Raw genomic sequence first — 14,756 nt, 5'->3', positions numbered from 1 at the left:
TCCGCGATGACGTAGCGGCAGCGGGCACTTTGCAAATCAACCTCAGGTTGCGGCATGTCGCAAAGTCGCGATTTTGACCCGGTACGACTGGTTTTGCAGGTCGAACGACCTGCCGGTTGGCGCTTTCTTTCTGCAACACGCCTGCTAATCTGCGTCCACCAACAACAAAAACGTTAGGGAGTTACCAATGAAACATCTGATGATGGCCACCGCGGCCACCGCCCTGTTTGCCGGCCAGGCCTTTGCTGCCGCGCATACGGGCGACGTCAAGATCGGGATCGTGCTGGGCTTTACCGGCCCGCTGGAATCCATCACCCCCGCCATGGGCGCTGGCGCTGAGCTGGCCATTGCCGAAGTCAACGCAGCAGGCACCCTGCTGGACGGCGCGACCGTGACCGGCATCCGCGCGGATTCCACCTGCATTGACGCCGGTGCAGCCACCGCCGCCGCCGAAGGTCTGGTTACCGGTGACGGCGTGAACGCCATCATGGGTGCCGATTGTTCCGGCGTGACGGGTGCGATCCTGCAAAACGTCGCACGCCCCAACGGCGTCGTGATGATTTCGCCCTCCGCCACCTCGCCGGGCCTGTCCACCGCAGAGGATGACGGCCTGTTCTTCCGCACCGCACCGTCCGATGCCCGTCAGGGTGTCGTGATGACCGAGATCCTGAACGATCGCGGTATCACCGAGGTCGCGCTGACCTATACCAACAACGACTATGGCAAGGGTCTGGCTGACGCGTTCCAGGCGGCATTCGAGGAATCAGGCGGCACCGTCACGATTTCGGCCGCACACGAGGACGGCAAGGGCGACTATTCCTCCGAAGTCGCTGCACTGGCAGCCGCCGGTGGCGAGGTTCTGGTCGTGGCCGGTTACACCGACCAGGGCGGCAAGGGCATCATCCAGAACTCGATCGACACGGGTGCATTCGACACCTTCGTCCTGCCCGACGGCATGGTCGGTCAGCAGCTGGTCGATGACATCGGTGACGCGCTGAACGGGTCGTTCGGTCAGTTCCCCGGCACCGACAGCGCGGGCGCTGAAATGTTCCAGGCCCTGGCAGCCGAGGCTGATTTCGATGGCACGGGCGCATTCGCACCCGAAAGCTATGACGCAGCAGCCCTGATCATGCTGGCCATGGAAGCAGCGGGTTCCAACCAGTCCACTGATTTCATGGGTGAAGTCATGAATGTGGCCAACGCCCCCGGCACCGAGATTTTCCCCGGTGAACTGGGCAAGGCGATTGAGCTGCTGAAGGCTGGCGAAGACATCGACTATGTCGGTGCCACGGCGGTTGAACTCATCGGTGAAGGCGAATCCGCCGGCAACTACCGCGAGATCGAGATCCAGGACGGCGAAATCGTCACCGTCAACTTCCGCTAAAACCTGACCTGCCCCGGCGCCATCGCGCGCCGGGGCACCCAACGGATTGAAAATCAATGATCGTTGTCGAAAATCTCGTGAAGACCTTTGGTGGTTTTCACGCCGTGGACGGGGCAAGCCTGACGATCCGTGAAGGATCGATCACCGGGTTGATCGGTCCGAATGGCGCTGGAAAAACCACGCTTTTCAATGTGATCGCGGGCGTTCTTGAACCGACGTCGGGGCGCGTGACCATGGCGGGCGAGGATATCACCGGTCTGCCGCCGCATGAATTGTTCCACAAGGGGCTGCTGCGCACCTTTCAGATCGCGCATGAGTTTTCGTCGATGACCTGCCGCGAGAACCTGATGATGGTGCCGGGCAATCAGGCGGGCGAAACGCTGTGGAATACGTGGTTCGGGCGCAAACGCATCGCTGACGAAGAACGCGCCCTGCGGGCCAAGGCCGACGAGGTGCTGGAATTTCTGACCATCACCCATCTGGCCGATCACAAGGCCGGGCAAGTCTCTGGCGGACAAAAGAAATTGCTGGAACTGGGCCGCACCATGATGGTCGACGCCCGGATCGTGTTCCTGGACGAGGTCGGTGCGGGCGTGAACCGCACGCTGCTGAATACCATCGGTGACGCGATCCAGCGTCTGAACCGCGAGCGCGGCTATACATTCGTCGTAATCGAACACGACATGGATTTTATCGGCCGCCTCTGCGACCCCGTGATCTGCATGGCCGAAGGCAAGGTGCTGGCTGAGGGCACGCTGGACGAGATCAAGGCCAATGAACAGGTGATCGAAGCCTATCTGGGCACGGGTCTGAAAAACAAGGATCAGGTGGCCACAGCATGAGTGACAGCGCATACCAGGACGACCGCGGCAACAAGGACCGGTCGATCACCAAACCCGGAGGCAGCACGACGCAAACCGTCCGCAAGGGCGGCAAGGCTGTGCCAGCAAACAGCAGGGCGTTTCTGATCGGCGAGGCCATGACAGGTGGCTATGGCAAGGGACCGGACATTCTGCACAGCTGCACCATCGCCGTTGATCCAGGCGAAATCGCCGTGATCGTCGGCCCTAACGGTGCAGGCAAATCCACCGCGATGAAGGCGATGTTCGGCATGCTGGACGTGCGCTCGGGCCACGTGATGCTGGACGGTGAGGATATTACCGCGCTGACGCCGCAGGACCGCGTGATCAAGGGCATGGGATTCGTGCCGCAGACCCACAACATCTTTACCTCGATGACCGTCGAGGAAAACCTGGAGATGGGTGCGTTCATCCGGCGCGATGATTTCCGCGATACGATGACCAAGGTGTATGACCTGTTTCCGATCCTCAAGGAAAAGCGGAACCAGCCTGCGGGTGAATTGTCGGGTGGTCAGCGTCAGCAGGTCGCTGTGGGACGTGCATTGATGACACAGCCCAAGGTTCTGATGCTGGACGAACCGACCGCCGGCGTCAGCCCGATCGTCATGGATGAACTCTTTGACCGCATTATCGAGGTGGCCCGCACGGGTATCCCGATCCTGATGGTAGAGCAGAACGCCCGCCAAGCGCTTGAAATCGCTGACAAAGCTTATGTTCTGGTTCAGGGCGCGAACGCGCATACCGGCACCGGCAAGGAATTGCTGGCTGACGACGAAGTGCGCCGCAGCTTCTTGGGCGGGTGATGCCCGCATTGATCTTGACGACCACCGTGCCCGCGTATCGCGGCCGGACTGGGGGATATTGAATGGAATTTCTGAACGGTCTCGTCTTCTTGACGAACTTTGTGATCATACCGGCTGCTGCCTATGGTGCGCAGTTGGCACTGGGGGCGCTGGGGATCACGTTGGTTTACGCAATCTTGCGGTTTTCCAACTTTGCCCACGGCGACACGATGGCGCTGGGAACAGGCATCACGATCAAGCTGACAGCGGTGCTGGTGGCTTTCGGCATCACGCTGGGACCACTGCCGACCGCCCTGCTCGCCCTGCCGATCGGAATCGCAGCGACAGGTGTAATTCTGCTGGTGACCGACTGGTTGGTCTACAAATTCTACCGCGAACAAAAGGCCAAACCGGTGATCCTCGTGATCGTGTCGCTGGGTGTGATGTTCGTCATGAACGGCCTGACACGTGTGTTTTTCGGCGTGCGCGACATCCAGTTCGCCGATGGTGAGCGTTTCCTGATCACCGTGCGCCAGTTCCGCGACATGACCGGTCTGGACGAAGGTCTGGCCATTCGGACGACGCAGGCCATCACGCTGGTCACCGCCGTCATCGTCATGATCGCGTTGTTCTGGTTTCTGAACAAGACGCGCACCGGCAAATCCATGCGCGCCTTTTCCGACAACGAGGATCTGGCGCTGCTGTCCGGCATCGATCCCGACCGCGTGGTGCGTGTGACATGGCTGCTGGTCGGCGCACTGGCAACCACGGCGGGTGTGCTTTACGGCCTCGACAAATCGTTCAAGGCGTTCACCTATTTCCAGCTGCTGCTGCCCATGTTCGCGGCGGCCATCGTCGGCGGGATCGGCAACCCAAAGGGTGCGATTGTCGGCGGTTTCCTCATTGCCTTTGCCGAGGTAACGGTCACCTATCCTTTGAAAAAGGTGCTGACCTACTGGCTGCCTGAAAGCATGGCGCCAGAGGGCCTCGTGCAGCTGCTGAGCGGTGACTACAAGTTTGCCGTCAGCTTTATCATTCTGATCATCGTTTTGTTGTTCCGGCCGACCGGACTGTTCAAGGGGCAATCCATATGACCGATACATTGCGCACCGGCCTTTTCGCGGGCCTTGTCGTGGCCCTGATCGTGGGCACCGGTGTCCTGGACAACTGGAACCTGGCGTTGATTATTGTCAACTATGGGCTGATTTCGGCGATCATGGCGCTGGGGGTGAACCTGCAATGGGGCCTCGCCGGGCTGTTCAACGTCGGCGTCATGGGGTTCGTGGCACTGGGCGGTCTGGCCGCTGTGCTGATTTCGATGCCCCCCGTGCCAGAGGCCTGGGCCGCCGGTGGCGGTCAGGTGCTGGGCGCGCTGGCCATTGGCGCCGCCGTGATCGCGGGTCTGATCGCTGTTTACAAACGCACCGCCGGGCGTGTCCGGGTGATTGCGATGGTGGTCCTCGGCATCGTCGGATTTTTCCTGTTCCGCAGCGTGTTCGACGCCGGGGTGCAGGCAATCGAGGCCGTGAATCCCGCCAGCACCGGTTTTCTGGGTGGTCTGAACTTTGGCGGTGATTCCGGTCGTGACTGGCCGATCATGGCTGTCATCGCCTGGCCTGTCGGCGGGATGCTGGCCGCGGGTGCGGCCTGGATTATCGGCAAGACGGCACTGGGCCTGCGGTCAGACTATCTGGCGATTGCCACGCTGGGCATTGCGGAAATCATCATCGCGATCTTGAAAAACGAAAACTGGATGAGCCGGGGCGTCATGAACGTCATCGGCCTGCCGCGCCCTGTCCCCTACGAGACAGACCTGCAGGCAGATCCGAATTTTGTGGCCACGGTCACCGATCTGGGGCTGGACCCCACGCTTGCATCCACCCTCTGGGTCAAGCTGCTGTATTCCGGCCTGTTCGCGGCATTCCTGATCGTGCTGCTCATCCTCGCGCAGCGCGCGCTGCACAGCCCCTGGGGCCGCATGATGCGTGCGATCCGCGACAACGAGGTCGCGGCCCGCGCCATGGGCAAGAACGTGACCGCCCGCCATCTGCAGGTGTTTGTCATCGGGTCGGCCATCTGCGGTCTGGCTGGTGCAATGATGACAACGCTGGACGGTCAGCTGACACCAGCCGCATATCAACCGCTGCGGTTCACGTTCCTGGTCTGGGTGATGGTGATTGTCGGCGGGTCCGGCAACAACTTTGGCTCTGTGCTGGGTGGTATGCTGATCTGGTGGCTGTGGGTGGCCGTGGGTGAATACGGACCCGACCTGATGATTTGGGCCACCGCCTGGATGAGCGATGACAGCACGTTCAAGGCCAACCTGGTCAATTCCGCACCGCAGATGCGTTTCTTGGTCATGGGCACCGTTCTGCTGCTGATCCTGCGGTTTAGCCCGCGCGGTATCCTGCCCGAAAAGTGACCCCTTGCCACAGCTCGATGGCCCCCCTATCTAAAGGGTGTCCTTCGGGACTATGGACATAAACGCGCTCGTAATAAGCGGATCGGACCCGGGGGCGGTACCCGGCGGCTCCACCAACATCTGGTCATTTGCCAGCGATGGGGCCGAAATAGGATCGACGAACGTCTAAAGGGGTTTGCTTTGTCTCGGTGAGTTACCACCGTTATCGGTACAAATTGTATAGTTGCAAATGACAACCATGCTCCGGTCGCAGTTGCCGCGTAAGCGGTAACTAACACCGAAACCTTAAGTCCTCTGGCCTAGCAGCCTTGGGCGGGGTCCGCAGGTACCTGGCAACAGAAACCTGCACCTTTCCCCTCTCAGCCAGTGACGACGATGTCTTCCCAAGGTGCCAGTGTTTCCTGCGATGCGACGTCGATGATGCGTCCGGTGAAGGCGCAGACGCCGGACAGACGCAGATCTTGCGGCACGTCGTAGGTGACACTCTGCGAGGAGAGGTTGCAGATTACCGTGATCTGTTGCGAGCCCAGCCGCCGCGCGTAGGCCATGATCTGGGGGTGGTCCAGATCAAACGGCACGAAATCCCCGAAGCGGATCAGATCGTCGTTCCGTCGCAGCGTGGCCAGCGCCTTGTAGCGGGCCATGACACTGTCCTGACTGGCGCGGTCGGAGGCCACATTGATCTGACGATAGTTCGGGTTGACCTCGATCCAGGGCGTGCCAGTGGTGAATCCCGCGTTTTCGGCGTCAGACCATTGCATCGGCGTGCGCGCGTTGTCACGGCCGTTTAGGTTTGCACCGGCGAGGAAGTCCTCTGTACTCACGCCTTGCGCGGTCTGGATGCGGTGAAAGTTCAGCGTCTCGACGTCGCGGAACTGGTCGATCCGCTCGAAGACCACGTTGGTCATGCCGATCTCTTCGCCCTGATAAATATAAGGCGTTCCCTTCATCAGATGGAGTGCCGTGGCAAGGCATCGGGCCGAGTCCGCACGATGTTCTGGACTGTCGTCGCCGTATTTCGAAACCGCGCGCGGTAGATCGTGATTGCCCCAGAAGAGCGAGTTCCAGCCGTCCTCGGCGCAGACCTCCTGCCAACGCGCGAGGCTGTGCTTGAGCACCGGCAGCGCGACGGGTTTACGCGTCCATTTGCCCAGCGTTTCGTCCCAGCCGGCCATGACGTGAGAGAACTGGAATACCATCGACAGCTCGTTTCGGTCGCGCCCGCAGTAGAGCAACGCGTTCTCCGGCGTGGCGGACCAGCATTCGCCGACCGTGACGACATCGCGGTGCGCGAGAGTCTGTTGGTGCATCTCTTGCAGGTAGTCGTGCAGTTTCGGGCCGTCGGCGGTGATGCCGCGATCGGGCTCTTTGCCAATCAGGTCGATGACATCCATCCGAAAGCCCGCGACGCCCCGGTCGAACCACCAGTTCATCATGGCGTAGACCTCGGCGCGGACGCGCGGGTTCTCCCAGTTCAGATCGGGCTGTTTCGGGTCAAAGAGGTGAAAGTAATACTGACCCGTCGGCTCGTGGAAGGTCCAGGCAGGCCCGCCGAAATTCGACTGTATGTCGTTGGGCAGGCCGCCGTCGGGACCGGGATCGCGCCAAATGTAGAAATCGCGCATCGGGTTGTCACGGCTTTCGCAGGCGGCACGGAACCAGGCGTGCTCGTCCGAGGTGTGGCTGACGACGAGGTCCATGACGATGCCGATGTTGCGGCCCTTCGCCTCGGCAATCAGCCGGTCCATATCATCCAGCGTGCCGAACTCGGGCGCGATATCGCGATAGTCGGAGATATCGTAGCCGTTGTCCGCCATCGGCGAGGCAAAGACCGGCGACAGCCAGACGAAGCCCACGCCAAGATCCGACAGATGATCGAGGCGCGAGATGATGCCGGGGATATCGCCGATGCCGTCGCCGTTGCTGTCCTGAAAACTACGGGGATAGATCTGGTAGGCGGTGGCGGCAGTCCACCAGGGCGCGGTCTGGTCTGTCATGGCGTATCCTTCTGTTAAATTCAGACTTTGCGCAAAAACGGCGCGCGGTCAAATCAGTTGCCCCGGAAGTTGAACCTGTCGCAATGTACGGGCATGCTGCGTGCTCTTGTCCTCGCCCTCTGCCCCCTGCCCGCCATCGCCTGCGAAACGGCGTTGATGTTGACCATCGACGTCAGCAATTCTGTGGATGTGGCAGAGTACAGGCTACAGACAGACGGTCTGGCCGATGCGCTGAACGATCCCGATATCATTGATGCGCTGGTGCAGGGGCAATCCGCCATTTCGGTGGTGCAATGGTCAGGGATCGACCGCCAGTCGGTCGTGATCCCCTGGACCCGCATCCGCGCCGCAACAGACGTGGCGCAGCTGTCGGACCTGGCCCGTGCTCAGGACCGCAGGTTCGTTTTGTCGGATACGGCACCTGCACAGGCAATCCTGTTTTCGCTGCGCAACTTTGACGCGGTGTCGGACTGCAAGCGCCGGGTCATCGACATCTCTGGCGATGGGACACCGAACGCCATCGGCGATATCGGCGCCGCCCGCAGACAGGCAGAGCGCGATGGCATCACGATCAACGCGATCGCCATTGAATCCATGGGCCTGGCCATCACGAATTTTTACCGCGAACAGGTCATCACACGCGACGGATTCGTCATGACCGCCCGCAGACACAGCGATTATCCACGCGCAATCCGGGCCAAGATTATCCGCGAATTGGCGCAAATCATCGGCTAGGACGCCCTTTTACTCGCGGACGAATAGGATATGTTGACCATACGCAAATCAGAGGACGGCCAGATGTCACAAAAGATCGACTACGGAAATCTGATGCACCGTGCGATGCGCACGCTGATCCGTGACGTGCTGGCCGACGTGCAGAAAACCGGTAAATTGCCCGGCGATCATCGGTTCATCATCACCTTTGACACGCTGCACCCGGATGTGGAAATGGCCGACCACCTGTCGGACCGCTATCCCGGCGACATGACGATCATCATGCAGCACTGGTTCGACAACCTCGATGTCTCGGAAGAGGGATTCGCCGTCACGCTGTCGTTCGGAAACGTGCCGGAGCCGCTATATATCCCCTATGATGCGATCACGACCTTTGCCGATCCTTCGGTCGAATTCGGTCTGCGGTTCGAAACACAGGCGTCTGACATCGATCACGACGACGACGATGATGAGGCGCCGATGGATGAACTGGTTGAACCAGACGCCGACGACACCCCGCGCCCGGCCGCAGAGGTCGTCAGCCTCGACAAGTTTCGCAAGTAAGATTGATGCGCGCGTAAGGTCACGCTACTGAAGGGCAACCATTTGACCGGGAGGCCCGACATGACCAAGACACGCACCGAAACCGACAGCTTTGGCCCGCTGGAGGTCGCCGCAGACCGCTATTGGGGTGCGCAAACACAGCGTTCCTTGATGAATTTTCCCATCGGCTGGGAAAAACAGCCCGTGGCGATCGTGCGCGCGCTGGGTGTGATCAAGCAGGCTTGTGCGCAGGCCAATCTGGCCCGTGGCAAACTGGACAAGACGCTGGCCGACGCCATGATCGCGGCTGCCTCCGAAGTCGTGGCTGGCAAACTGGACGATCACTTTCCGCTGGTCGTCTGGCAGACCGGGTCCGGCACCCAGTCGAACATGAATGCCAACGAGGTGATCAGCAACCGCGCGATCGAAATTCTGGGTGGTGAGATCGGGTCGAAAACACCCGTCCACCCCAACGATCACTGCAATATGGGCCAGTCGTCCAACGATACCTTTCCGACCGCGATGCATATCGCCGTTGCCCGCACCGCGCATGACGTGTTGCTGCCGGGTCTGGAACATCTGCACAAGGCGCTGGAGGCAAAGCAGGCCGAGTTCGACGACATCATCAAGATTGGTCGCACGCATACGATGGATGCGACACCGCTGACCCTGGGTCAGGAATTTTCCGGCTACGTGCATCAGGTCGCGATGGGTATCCGCCGGATCAAGGCCGCCCTGCCCGCGATCTATGAACTGGCGCAGGGCGGCACGGCTGTCGGCACCGGTCTGAACACGCCAAAGGGTTGGGGCGAAACCGTCGCGGCCAATATCGCTGACATCACTGGTCTGCCCTTTGTCACGGCCCCCAACAAGTTTGAGGCGCTAGCCGCCCATGATGCATTGGTCGAAATGTCGGGTGCGCTGCGCGGCGTCGCGGCCAGCATCTATAAAATCGCCTGTGACATTCGCATGTTGGGGTCCGGCCCCCGCTGCGGTCTGGGCGAACTGATGCTGCCCGAAAACGAGCCAGGATCGTCGATCATGCCAGGCAAGGTGAACCCCACACAGGTCGAGGCGATCACCCAGGTCTGCGCCCATGTCATGGGCAATGACGCAGCCGTCGGATTCGCCGGGTCACAGGGCCATTTCGAGCTGAACGTGATGAAACCGATGATGGCCTACAACGTGTTGCAATCCATGCAACTGCTGGGCGACAGCGCGGTGGCATTCACCGACAACTGCGTGGCAGGCATCCGGGCCGACCGGGACCGGATCGAAAAATTGATGCGCGAATCCCTGATGCTGGTGACGGCATTGGCCCCCGAAATCGGCTATGACAATGCGACCACGGTTGCCAAGACCGCGCACAAGAATGGCACGACCCTCAAGCAAGAGGCCATCGCCCTCGGCTTTGTCGACGCCGAAACCTTTGACCGTGTGGTGCGTCCCGAGGACATGATCGGCCCGAAATAATAGGGTCGCCGTCAAGCAAACAATTCACCGCCGCGCAGGGAAATTTGCGCGGCGGTCTCTTGTCCGGGCAAGCGCAACTTGTCACCGTAAGAGTCCATCTGTCACAGGATTCCGCGCATGACGTCCAAGGTTATCTCACTCAATCAGGTCCGCAAAAAACGCAGCCGCGCCGAGGAAAAGGCCGAGGCAGATCAGAATGCGGTCAAGTTCGGACGGACCAAGGCGCAGCGTCTGCTGGAGGCAGCACAGGCCGAACAGGCCAGACAGCGCCTGGACCAGTCACAGTTCGAAGATGACTAGCCCGCCGGCCGGGCGACCGGTCAAGCATTCGCTGACATTGCGTGGCCACAGGACCAGCGTTTCGTTGGAACGTGAATTCTGGGATGCGTTTCGTGCACTCGCTCTGGAACGGGGCGTGGCACTGAACGCCCTGGCCGCCGAGATCGACGCGTCACGGGGCGACGTGGGGCTGGCGTCCGCGATTCGGGTCGCGGTGTTGACCGACCTGCAATCCAGACTGGACTAGCGGCGCGGCGCACTGTCCGGTTTGCAGCGTGCAGATTGCGGCACGGTCATGACATCGTGCGAAACGGGATTCGCGACACAGCGCAGCCAGTCCGCGAAACGCGACATGACGCCCTGCTTTTGGCTGTCCTGATATGGCATCTTGCGTGTTCCGATCCTGTGTCGTCCCCAAAGCGACACTAGGATCTGTGGCAGCAAAATGTCACGATTTATGCAATTTGGGCGCGACGCTGGTCATGGACCTGCACCAATGCACCCCAGGCACACAGATTGTCGCCCGCCTGCGATCAATCGTTGCGTTGCGTGATTCGCAGCCACATGCCCGAACGGGTCCGGACCGTCAAATGTGCGACCGGCACGGGAAGGCGATCCGGGACAAGCTCGAACTGATAGGCGCGTAGCAGTTGCGCCAGAATGACCACACCTTCGAGCATGGCGAAACCCGCACCAGTGCACACACGGGGTCCGGCTGAAAAAGGCATATAGGCCAGCCGTTGTTGCGCCTTGCCGTCCTTGGTTTGCCAGCGCGCCGGATCGAAATCATCGGGGCGGTCCCAGATCCGGGTCTGACGATGCAGGTGCCAAGGCGACAGAACCACCTGTGAACCGGGTCGCACGGGCCGGTCCCGAAACACCTCTGGCGTTGTTGTCTGGCGCACCATCATCGGCACCGGCGGGTACAGGCGCAGGGCCTCGCGGAAAACGTCACGGGTATCGCGCAGGGACGACAGGGTTGCAAAACCGCCGTCCCAGGTCTGCGCCTCGGTGGCGACCCGGTCCTGCCAGTCGGGGTTCAACGCCAGCAGATACAGGGTCCATGCCAGCGCAGCGGCCGACGTTTCGTGTCCGGCAAGGAAAAAGATCGCGACCTGATCCACCATTTCATCCAGATCAAAGGTTTCACCTGTTTCGGGATCAGCGGTCGTCATGATCTTGGTCGCGAGATCATCCGGCGCGTGGCCCGCGGCAATCGCAGTCAGGCGGTCCTGCGTTAGCCCGGTAATCAACGCCCTGATCCGCTGCGCCGTGCGCCGCGTGTCCGATTTGAAGAACCGCGGCATCCAGCGCGGACCCGGGACAAAGGCCGCAAGATTCAAGATCGGCTGGCTGCGTTGATAGCGTCGAAATTCGTCAAAGACTTCTGTCGCGACTTGGTCGTCGATCGGGATCGAAAAGAGCGTCCGAAAGATGACATCAGCCGCCGCATGACTGGTTTCCGGCTCGATATCCTGTGGCTGTCCGTCGGCCAGCGGCGCCAGCCGCGACACCGCTGCCTGTCCTGCGGCATGCATCGCCGCAAAACTGTCGCGCAGGCGTCCGCCTTCGAATGCGGGATCAATGATCCGGCGTTGCCGTTTCCAGGTCTCCCCGTTGGTCAGGAACACCGAATTTCCCAACAGTGGTCGCAGACCCGCGCCAATCCGTTCAGATTTTGGAAAATCGTCAGGGCGCTCCTTGAGGACCAGATCAATCAGTGCGGGATCGTTGATCATGTAGCTGCGAAAAAACGGCGTGCGAAATTCGGCCATCCAGGCGCGGTACAATTTGGCAGGTTGTGCCGACAGGATGTCGGCGCGGAACAGACGCATGTAGCGCCACAGCGATACCTTGTCAGGGCGGCTGGCAGGTTTGACCGGCTGGGTCATGCAGCGATCGAGGTATATTTCGACACCGCCTGCGTCATCCGCGAGGCCGAAGGATTGCGCCCCCGGAAACGGGCACCCAGCGTCTGTGGCCCGGCGGTAATCCGGAAATAATCATAGTCACCAGGCCGGTCAAAGGCGCAGAGATATTGAAAATGCAGCCGAAAGAATTGCCAGCGCAACTCCGCCCAGCGTGCCTCTGACAGGGTCTGGGTAAAGGCTGCGGAAATCACCAGCGGCCAGCGTTGCGCCGGCGTGGCGACCCCCGAAACAGCCACAGGATCGCACAGCGCGAATGCGCAACCATCGCCGGGGGCCGTCACATCGACCCAAGCAATGTTCTGCTCGCTCAGGAATTGCAGATCGGCCCGCAGCCGATGTGCATCGGGCAGAAAACTGACCATCGGCACGACCTGCCCAAGGGTCAGAAACGACAGGACCGGACCGCGTGCGGGCACGCGTGCATCACGGATCAGATCTGCCAGGATCGACACCCCCAGATGTGCGCCCGACGAATGGCCGACGACCAGCACCTCGTCCACGTCATCGGTCAGCGCTTGCGCGATGATATCGGCAAATTCGGCCATCCGTTTTTCTAGCGGCGCTGGATTTGCCCCGCGCCACCGGGCGGAATAGCTGTAATCATGCATGAGGTAATAGGCAAAGAGCTTGCCATCACGCGACTTGAACCAGCGCAGGATCAGGGCCGTCACCGCCGTCAGCACGGCAAAGCGCGCCATGGTGTCCCAGCCGCTGCCCAAGGGCAGAAGGAGAACCGCAAACCAACCGGCCAGCGCACCAAGGCCAAGCGCGATCAGGAGTTGCAGCAGCAGCATCCCGACGGGATACAGGGCCGCAATCACCGGCCCCTTGCGCAGTTTCATCAACCGCCCCAATGCGCCGCTCGCAATATAGGTCCAGGCCGTCCGCACCAATTGCGCATAGGTCGCGGGGATCGTGTTCGACATGCTGTCACGCACGATGTCGGACCACACCAGCACGTCTACCTCTGCGCTAACCTCGGCATCCTCGATCCGGGCGGCCACGCGCCAGCCATATGTCTTACCCTTTGGTTTCGGACTGAGTGTCAGATCGTAGCCGCTGATCTCCGCCTGCGCGCGCCCTTCGGTGCGATACAACTCGCGGTAGCGTCGGGCATGGATCGGGTCATAGCCGGGAATGTAGAAAACCCGGCGCGTCCGAACCTGAAGGTCTGCCTGTGTCATGGACGATGCCCGTCGCTGTTTGCGCAAGTGTGACACGCAATGGCGGCGAAATTAAGAAAAATCACCCAATCGCGGCGAGCGCGGGAAAACGTTCCAGCAGCCAGAAACTGAACGCCGTGAATTGTCCCGTCACCATCATCAGCCCGACGGTCCACAATAGCAGGCCGGATGTGCGTTCGATGCGGTCCATGTGACGTTTCATCCAGGCCATCGGCCCCTTGAGCCGTGGAAAGAACGCAGCCACCAGCAGAAACGGAATCCCAAGCCCCGCTGCATAGGCCGCCAGCAACACCGTGCCACGGCTGATGCTCGCCTCTGATGCCGCAAGGCCGAGGATCGTGCCCAGAATGGGGCCCAGACAGGGTGTCCAGCCAAAGGCAAAGGCCAGACCCAGAACATAGGCCCCCAGCGCGCTGCCGCCCTGACTGCCGGTGTCCATCCGCGCCTCACGGTCCAGAAACCCGATGCGGAACACGCCGATGAAATGCGCACCGAATATCATCACCACGATGCCCGCAATCGGCACGAACCAGCCCTGCCATTGCAGCAAGGCGCGGCCCAGCGTCGAAAACGCCATCCCGAGCAGCAAAAAGACCGTGGACAGGCCCAGGACGAACATTGCGGCAGCAACCATCACCTTGCGTCGCGCGGCGGCAGTCTCGTCCAGATCCGTGACGCTGACCCCGCCCATATAGGCCAGATACGGCGGCACGATGGGCAGCACACAGGGGCTGAGAAACGACAAAAGACCCGCAGTCACCGCAATCAGGATTGCAGGTAGCAGGCTGGCATCTAACAGGGTCAACGGTTCGATCATGGCAAGGATGTAACCCGGAACAGCAGCGGCGTCACGCCCTGCCCGCGTCACGAGACCGTTTACAACCTGCAACATCCGCAATACCCAATGGGCATGGAATATGATGCCGATCTTGATGCCGTGGGGCTGCTTTGTCCCCTGCCCGTTCTCAAGGCGCGAAAGCGTCTGCAACCGTTGCAATCCGGGCAGGTCCTGCGCGTCCGCGCCGATGATCCGGCAGCAGTCGTCGATGTGCCGCATTTCTGCGCCGAGGCTGGCCACCGCCTGATCGGGTCAGAGGATGACGGCCCGGTGCAGACCTACTACATCGCCAAGGGCTGACATGAAAAAGGCGGGCCATCTGGCCCGCCTTTTGTCTGCGCATCGTGAT

The 14,756-nt window shown here is 60.9% G+C and carries 15 protein-coding genes and 1 other RNA gene; 12 read left to right on the top strand and 4 right to left on the bottom strand.

Annotated features, from left to right (window positions below):
- Positions 1-187 precede the first annotated feature (187 nt).
- From LGQ03_RS02155 to ssrA, 6 genes are all read left to right on the top strand, one after another.
- Positions 188-1,384: an ABC transporter substrate-binding protein gene (locus LGQ03_RS02155; RefSeq protein WP_090159458.1), complete on the top strand. Its 1,197-nt coding sequence runs from the start codon at positions 188-190 to the stop codon at positions 1,382-1,384.
- 56 nt (positions 1,385-1,440) lie between these two features.
- A complete protein-coding gene (locus LGQ03_RS02150; RefSeq protein WP_090159457.1) occupies positions 1,441-2,226 on the top strand; it encodes an ABC transporter ATP-binding protein in 786 nt (261 codons plus the stop codon).
- Entirely contained in the window at positions 2,223-3,047 is an 825-nt protein-coding gene (locus tag LGQ03_RS02145; protein WP_090159456.1) for an ABC transporter ATP-binding protein, read from the top strand. The genes LGQ03_RS02150 and LGQ03_RS02145 overlap by 4 nt, the downstream gene beginning before the upstream one ends.
- A 62-nt stretch (positions 3,048-3,109) precedes the next feature.
- On the top strand, positions 3,110-4,120 hold the full coding sequence (locus LGQ03_RS02140) for a branched-chain amino acid ABC transporter permease (protein ID WP_090159455.1): 1,011 nt from the start codon (positions 3,110-3,112) through the stop codon (positions 4,118-4,120).
- Positions 4,117-5,448, top strand: coding sequence for a branched-chain amino acid ABC transporter permease (locus tag LGQ03_RS02135; protein ID WP_226747050.1), 1,332 nt, complete (start codon positions 4,117-4,119; stop codon positions 5,446-5,448). The genes LGQ03_RS02140 and LGQ03_RS02135 overlap by 4 nt, the downstream gene beginning before the upstream one ends.
- Positions 5,449-5,798, top strand: a transfer-messenger RNA (tmRNA) gene (gene ssrA / locus LGQ03_RS02130).
- Between the two features lie 9 nt (positions 5,799-5,807).
- Here the strand turns inward: ssrA and LGQ03_RS02125 are convergent.
- Complete coding sequence (locus tag LGQ03_RS02125) at positions 5,808-7,445, bottom strand: glycoside hydrolase family 13 protein (RefSeq protein ID WP_226747049.1); 1,638 nt, start codon at positions 7,443-7,445, stop codon at positions 5,808-5,810.
- A 93-nt stretch (positions 7,446-7,538) separates the two neighbouring features.
- Here LGQ03_RS02125 and LGQ03_RS02120 point away from each other — a divergent pair, with 93 nt between their 5' ends.
- The 5 genes from LGQ03_RS02120 to LGQ03_RS02100 all read left to right on the top strand — a co-directional run bounded on the left by LGQ03_RS02120 (position 7,539) and on the right by LGQ03_RS02100 (position 10,701).
- Entirely contained in the window at positions 7,539-8,180 is a 642-nt protein-coding gene (locus tag LGQ03_RS02120) for a DUF1194 domain-containing protein (RefSeq protein ID WP_226747048.1), read from the top strand.
- A gap of 63 nt (positions 8,181-8,243) precedes the next feature.
- Complete coding sequence (locus LGQ03_RS02115) at positions 8,244-8,723, top strand: SspB family protein (RefSeq protein ID WP_090159648.1); 480 nt, start codon at positions 8,244-8,246, stop codon at positions 8,721-8,723.
- Between the two features lie 60 nt (positions 8,724-8,783).
- Positions 8,784-10,175: a class II fumarate hydratase gene (gene fumC, locus LGQ03_RS02110; protein ID WP_226747047.1), complete on the top strand. Its 1,392-nt coding sequence runs from the start codon at positions 8,784-8,786 to the stop codon at positions 10,173-10,175.
- A gap of 117 nt (positions 10,176-10,292) precedes the next feature.
- Positions 10,293-10,475 (top strand): DUF4169 family protein, encoded by a 183-nt coding sequence (locus tag LGQ03_RS02105; protein ID WP_090159451.1) that lies wholly within the window; start codon positions 10,293-10,295, stop codon positions 10,473-10,475.
- A complete protein-coding gene (locus tag LGQ03_RS02100) occupies positions 10,468-10,701 on the top strand; it encodes a ribbon-helix-helix domain-containing protein (RefSeq protein ID WP_090159450.1) in 234 nt (77 codons plus the stop codon). The genes LGQ03_RS02105 and LGQ03_RS02100 overlap by 8 nt, the downstream gene beginning before the upstream one ends.
- A 286-nt stretch (positions 10,702-10,987) precedes the next feature.
- Here the strand turns inward: LGQ03_RS02100 and LGQ03_RS02095 are convergent, their stop codons facing one another.
- The 3 genes from LGQ03_RS02095 to LGQ03_RS02085 form a co-directional block, all read right to left on the bottom strand.
- A complete protein-coding gene (locus LGQ03_RS02095) occupies positions 10,988-12,346 on the bottom strand; it encodes a cytochrome P450 (protein WP_226747046.1) in 1,359 nt (452 codons plus the stop codon).
- Positions 12,343-13,569: a hypothetical protein gene (locus LGQ03_RS02090; protein WP_226747045.1), complete on the bottom strand. Its 1,227-nt coding sequence runs from the start codon at positions 13,567-13,569 to the stop codon at positions 12,343-12,345. The genes LGQ03_RS02095 and LGQ03_RS02090 overlap by 4 nt, the downstream gene beginning before the upstream one ends.
- A 61-nt stretch (positions 13,570-13,630) precedes the next feature.
- On the bottom strand, positions 13,631-14,386 hold the full coding sequence (locus LGQ03_RS02085) for a cytochrome c biogenesis CcdA family protein (protein ID WP_226747267.1): 756 nt from the start codon (positions 14,384-14,386) through the stop codon (positions 13,631-13,633).
- A gap of 93 nt (positions 14,387-14,479) precedes the next feature.
- Between LGQ03_RS02085 and LGQ03_RS02080 the strand changes: the two genes are divergently transcribed.
- On the top strand, positions 14,480-14,707 hold the full coding sequence (locus LGQ03_RS02080; protein ID WP_056038484.1) for a sulfurtransferase TusA family protein: 228 nt from the start codon (positions 14,480-14,482) through the stop codon (positions 14,705-14,707).
- Positions 14,708-14,756: the final 49 nt, after the last annotated feature.

Source organism: Loktanella gaetbuli (genome assembly GCF_020531945.1).
Taxonomy (GTDB): Bacteria; Pseudomonadota; Alphaproteobacteria; order Rhodobacterales; family Rhodobacteraceae; genus Loktanella; species Loktanella gaetbuli.
This window is presented reverse-complemented; position numbering and strand designations above follow the sequence as displayed.

Coding starts and splice junctions, on each gene's coding strand:
- LGQ03_RS02155 (WP_090159458.1), top strand. CDS start 188: ATGAAACATCTGATGATGGCCACCGCGGCCACCGCCCTGTTTGCCGGC.
- LGQ03_RS02150 (WP_090159457.1), top strand. CDS start 1,441: ATGATCGTTGTCGAAAATCTCGTGAAGACCTTTGGTGGTTTTCACGCC.
- LGQ03_RS02145 (WP_090159456.1), top strand. CDS start 2,223: ATGAGTGACAGCGCATACCAGGACGACCGCGGCAACAAGGACCGGTCG.
- LGQ03_RS02140 (WP_090159455.1), top strand. CDS start 3,110: ATGGAATTTCTGAACGGTCTCGTCTTCTTGACGAACTTTGTGATCATA.
- LGQ03_RS02135 (WP_226747050.1), top strand. CDS start 4,117: ATGACCGATACATTGCGCACCGGCCTTTTCGCGGGCCTTGTCGTGGCC.
- LGQ03_RS02125 (WP_226747049.1), bottom strand. CDS start 7,445: ATGACAGACCAGACCGCGCCCTGGTGGACTGCCGCCACCGCCTACCAG.
- LGQ03_RS02120 (WP_226747048.1), top strand. CDS start 7,539: ATGCTGCGTGCTCTTGTCCTCGCCCTCTGCCCCCTGCCCGCCATCGCC.
- LGQ03_RS02115 (WP_090159648.1), top strand. CDS start 8,244: ATGTCACAAAAGATCGACTACGGAAATCTGATGCACCGTGCGATGCGC.
- fumC (WP_226747047.1), top strand. CDS start 8,784: ATGACCAAGACACGCACCGAAACCGACAGCTTTGGCCCGCTGGAGGTC.
- LGQ03_RS02105 (WP_090159451.1), top strand. CDS start 10,293: ATGACGTCCAAGGTTATCTCACTCAATCAGGTCCGCAAAAAACGCAGC.
- LGQ03_RS02100 (WP_090159450.1), top strand. CDS start 10,468: ATGACTAGCCCGCCGGCCGGGCGACCGGTCAAGCATTCGCTGACATTG.
- LGQ03_RS02095 (WP_226747046.1), bottom strand. CDS start 12,346: ATGACCCAGCCGGTCAAACCTGCCAGCCGCCCTGACAAGGTATCGCTG.
- LGQ03_RS02090 (WP_226747045.1), bottom strand. CDS start 13,569: ATGACACAGGCAGACCTTCAGGTTCGGACGCGCCGGGTTTTCTACATT.
- LGQ03_RS02085 (WP_226747267.1), bottom strand. CDS start 14,386: ATGATCGAACCGTTGACCCTGTTAGATGCCAGCCTGCTACCTGCAATC.
- LGQ03_RS02080 (WP_056038484.1), top strand. CDS start 14,480: ATGGAATATGATGCCGATCTTGATGCCGTGGGGCTGCTTTGTCCCCTG.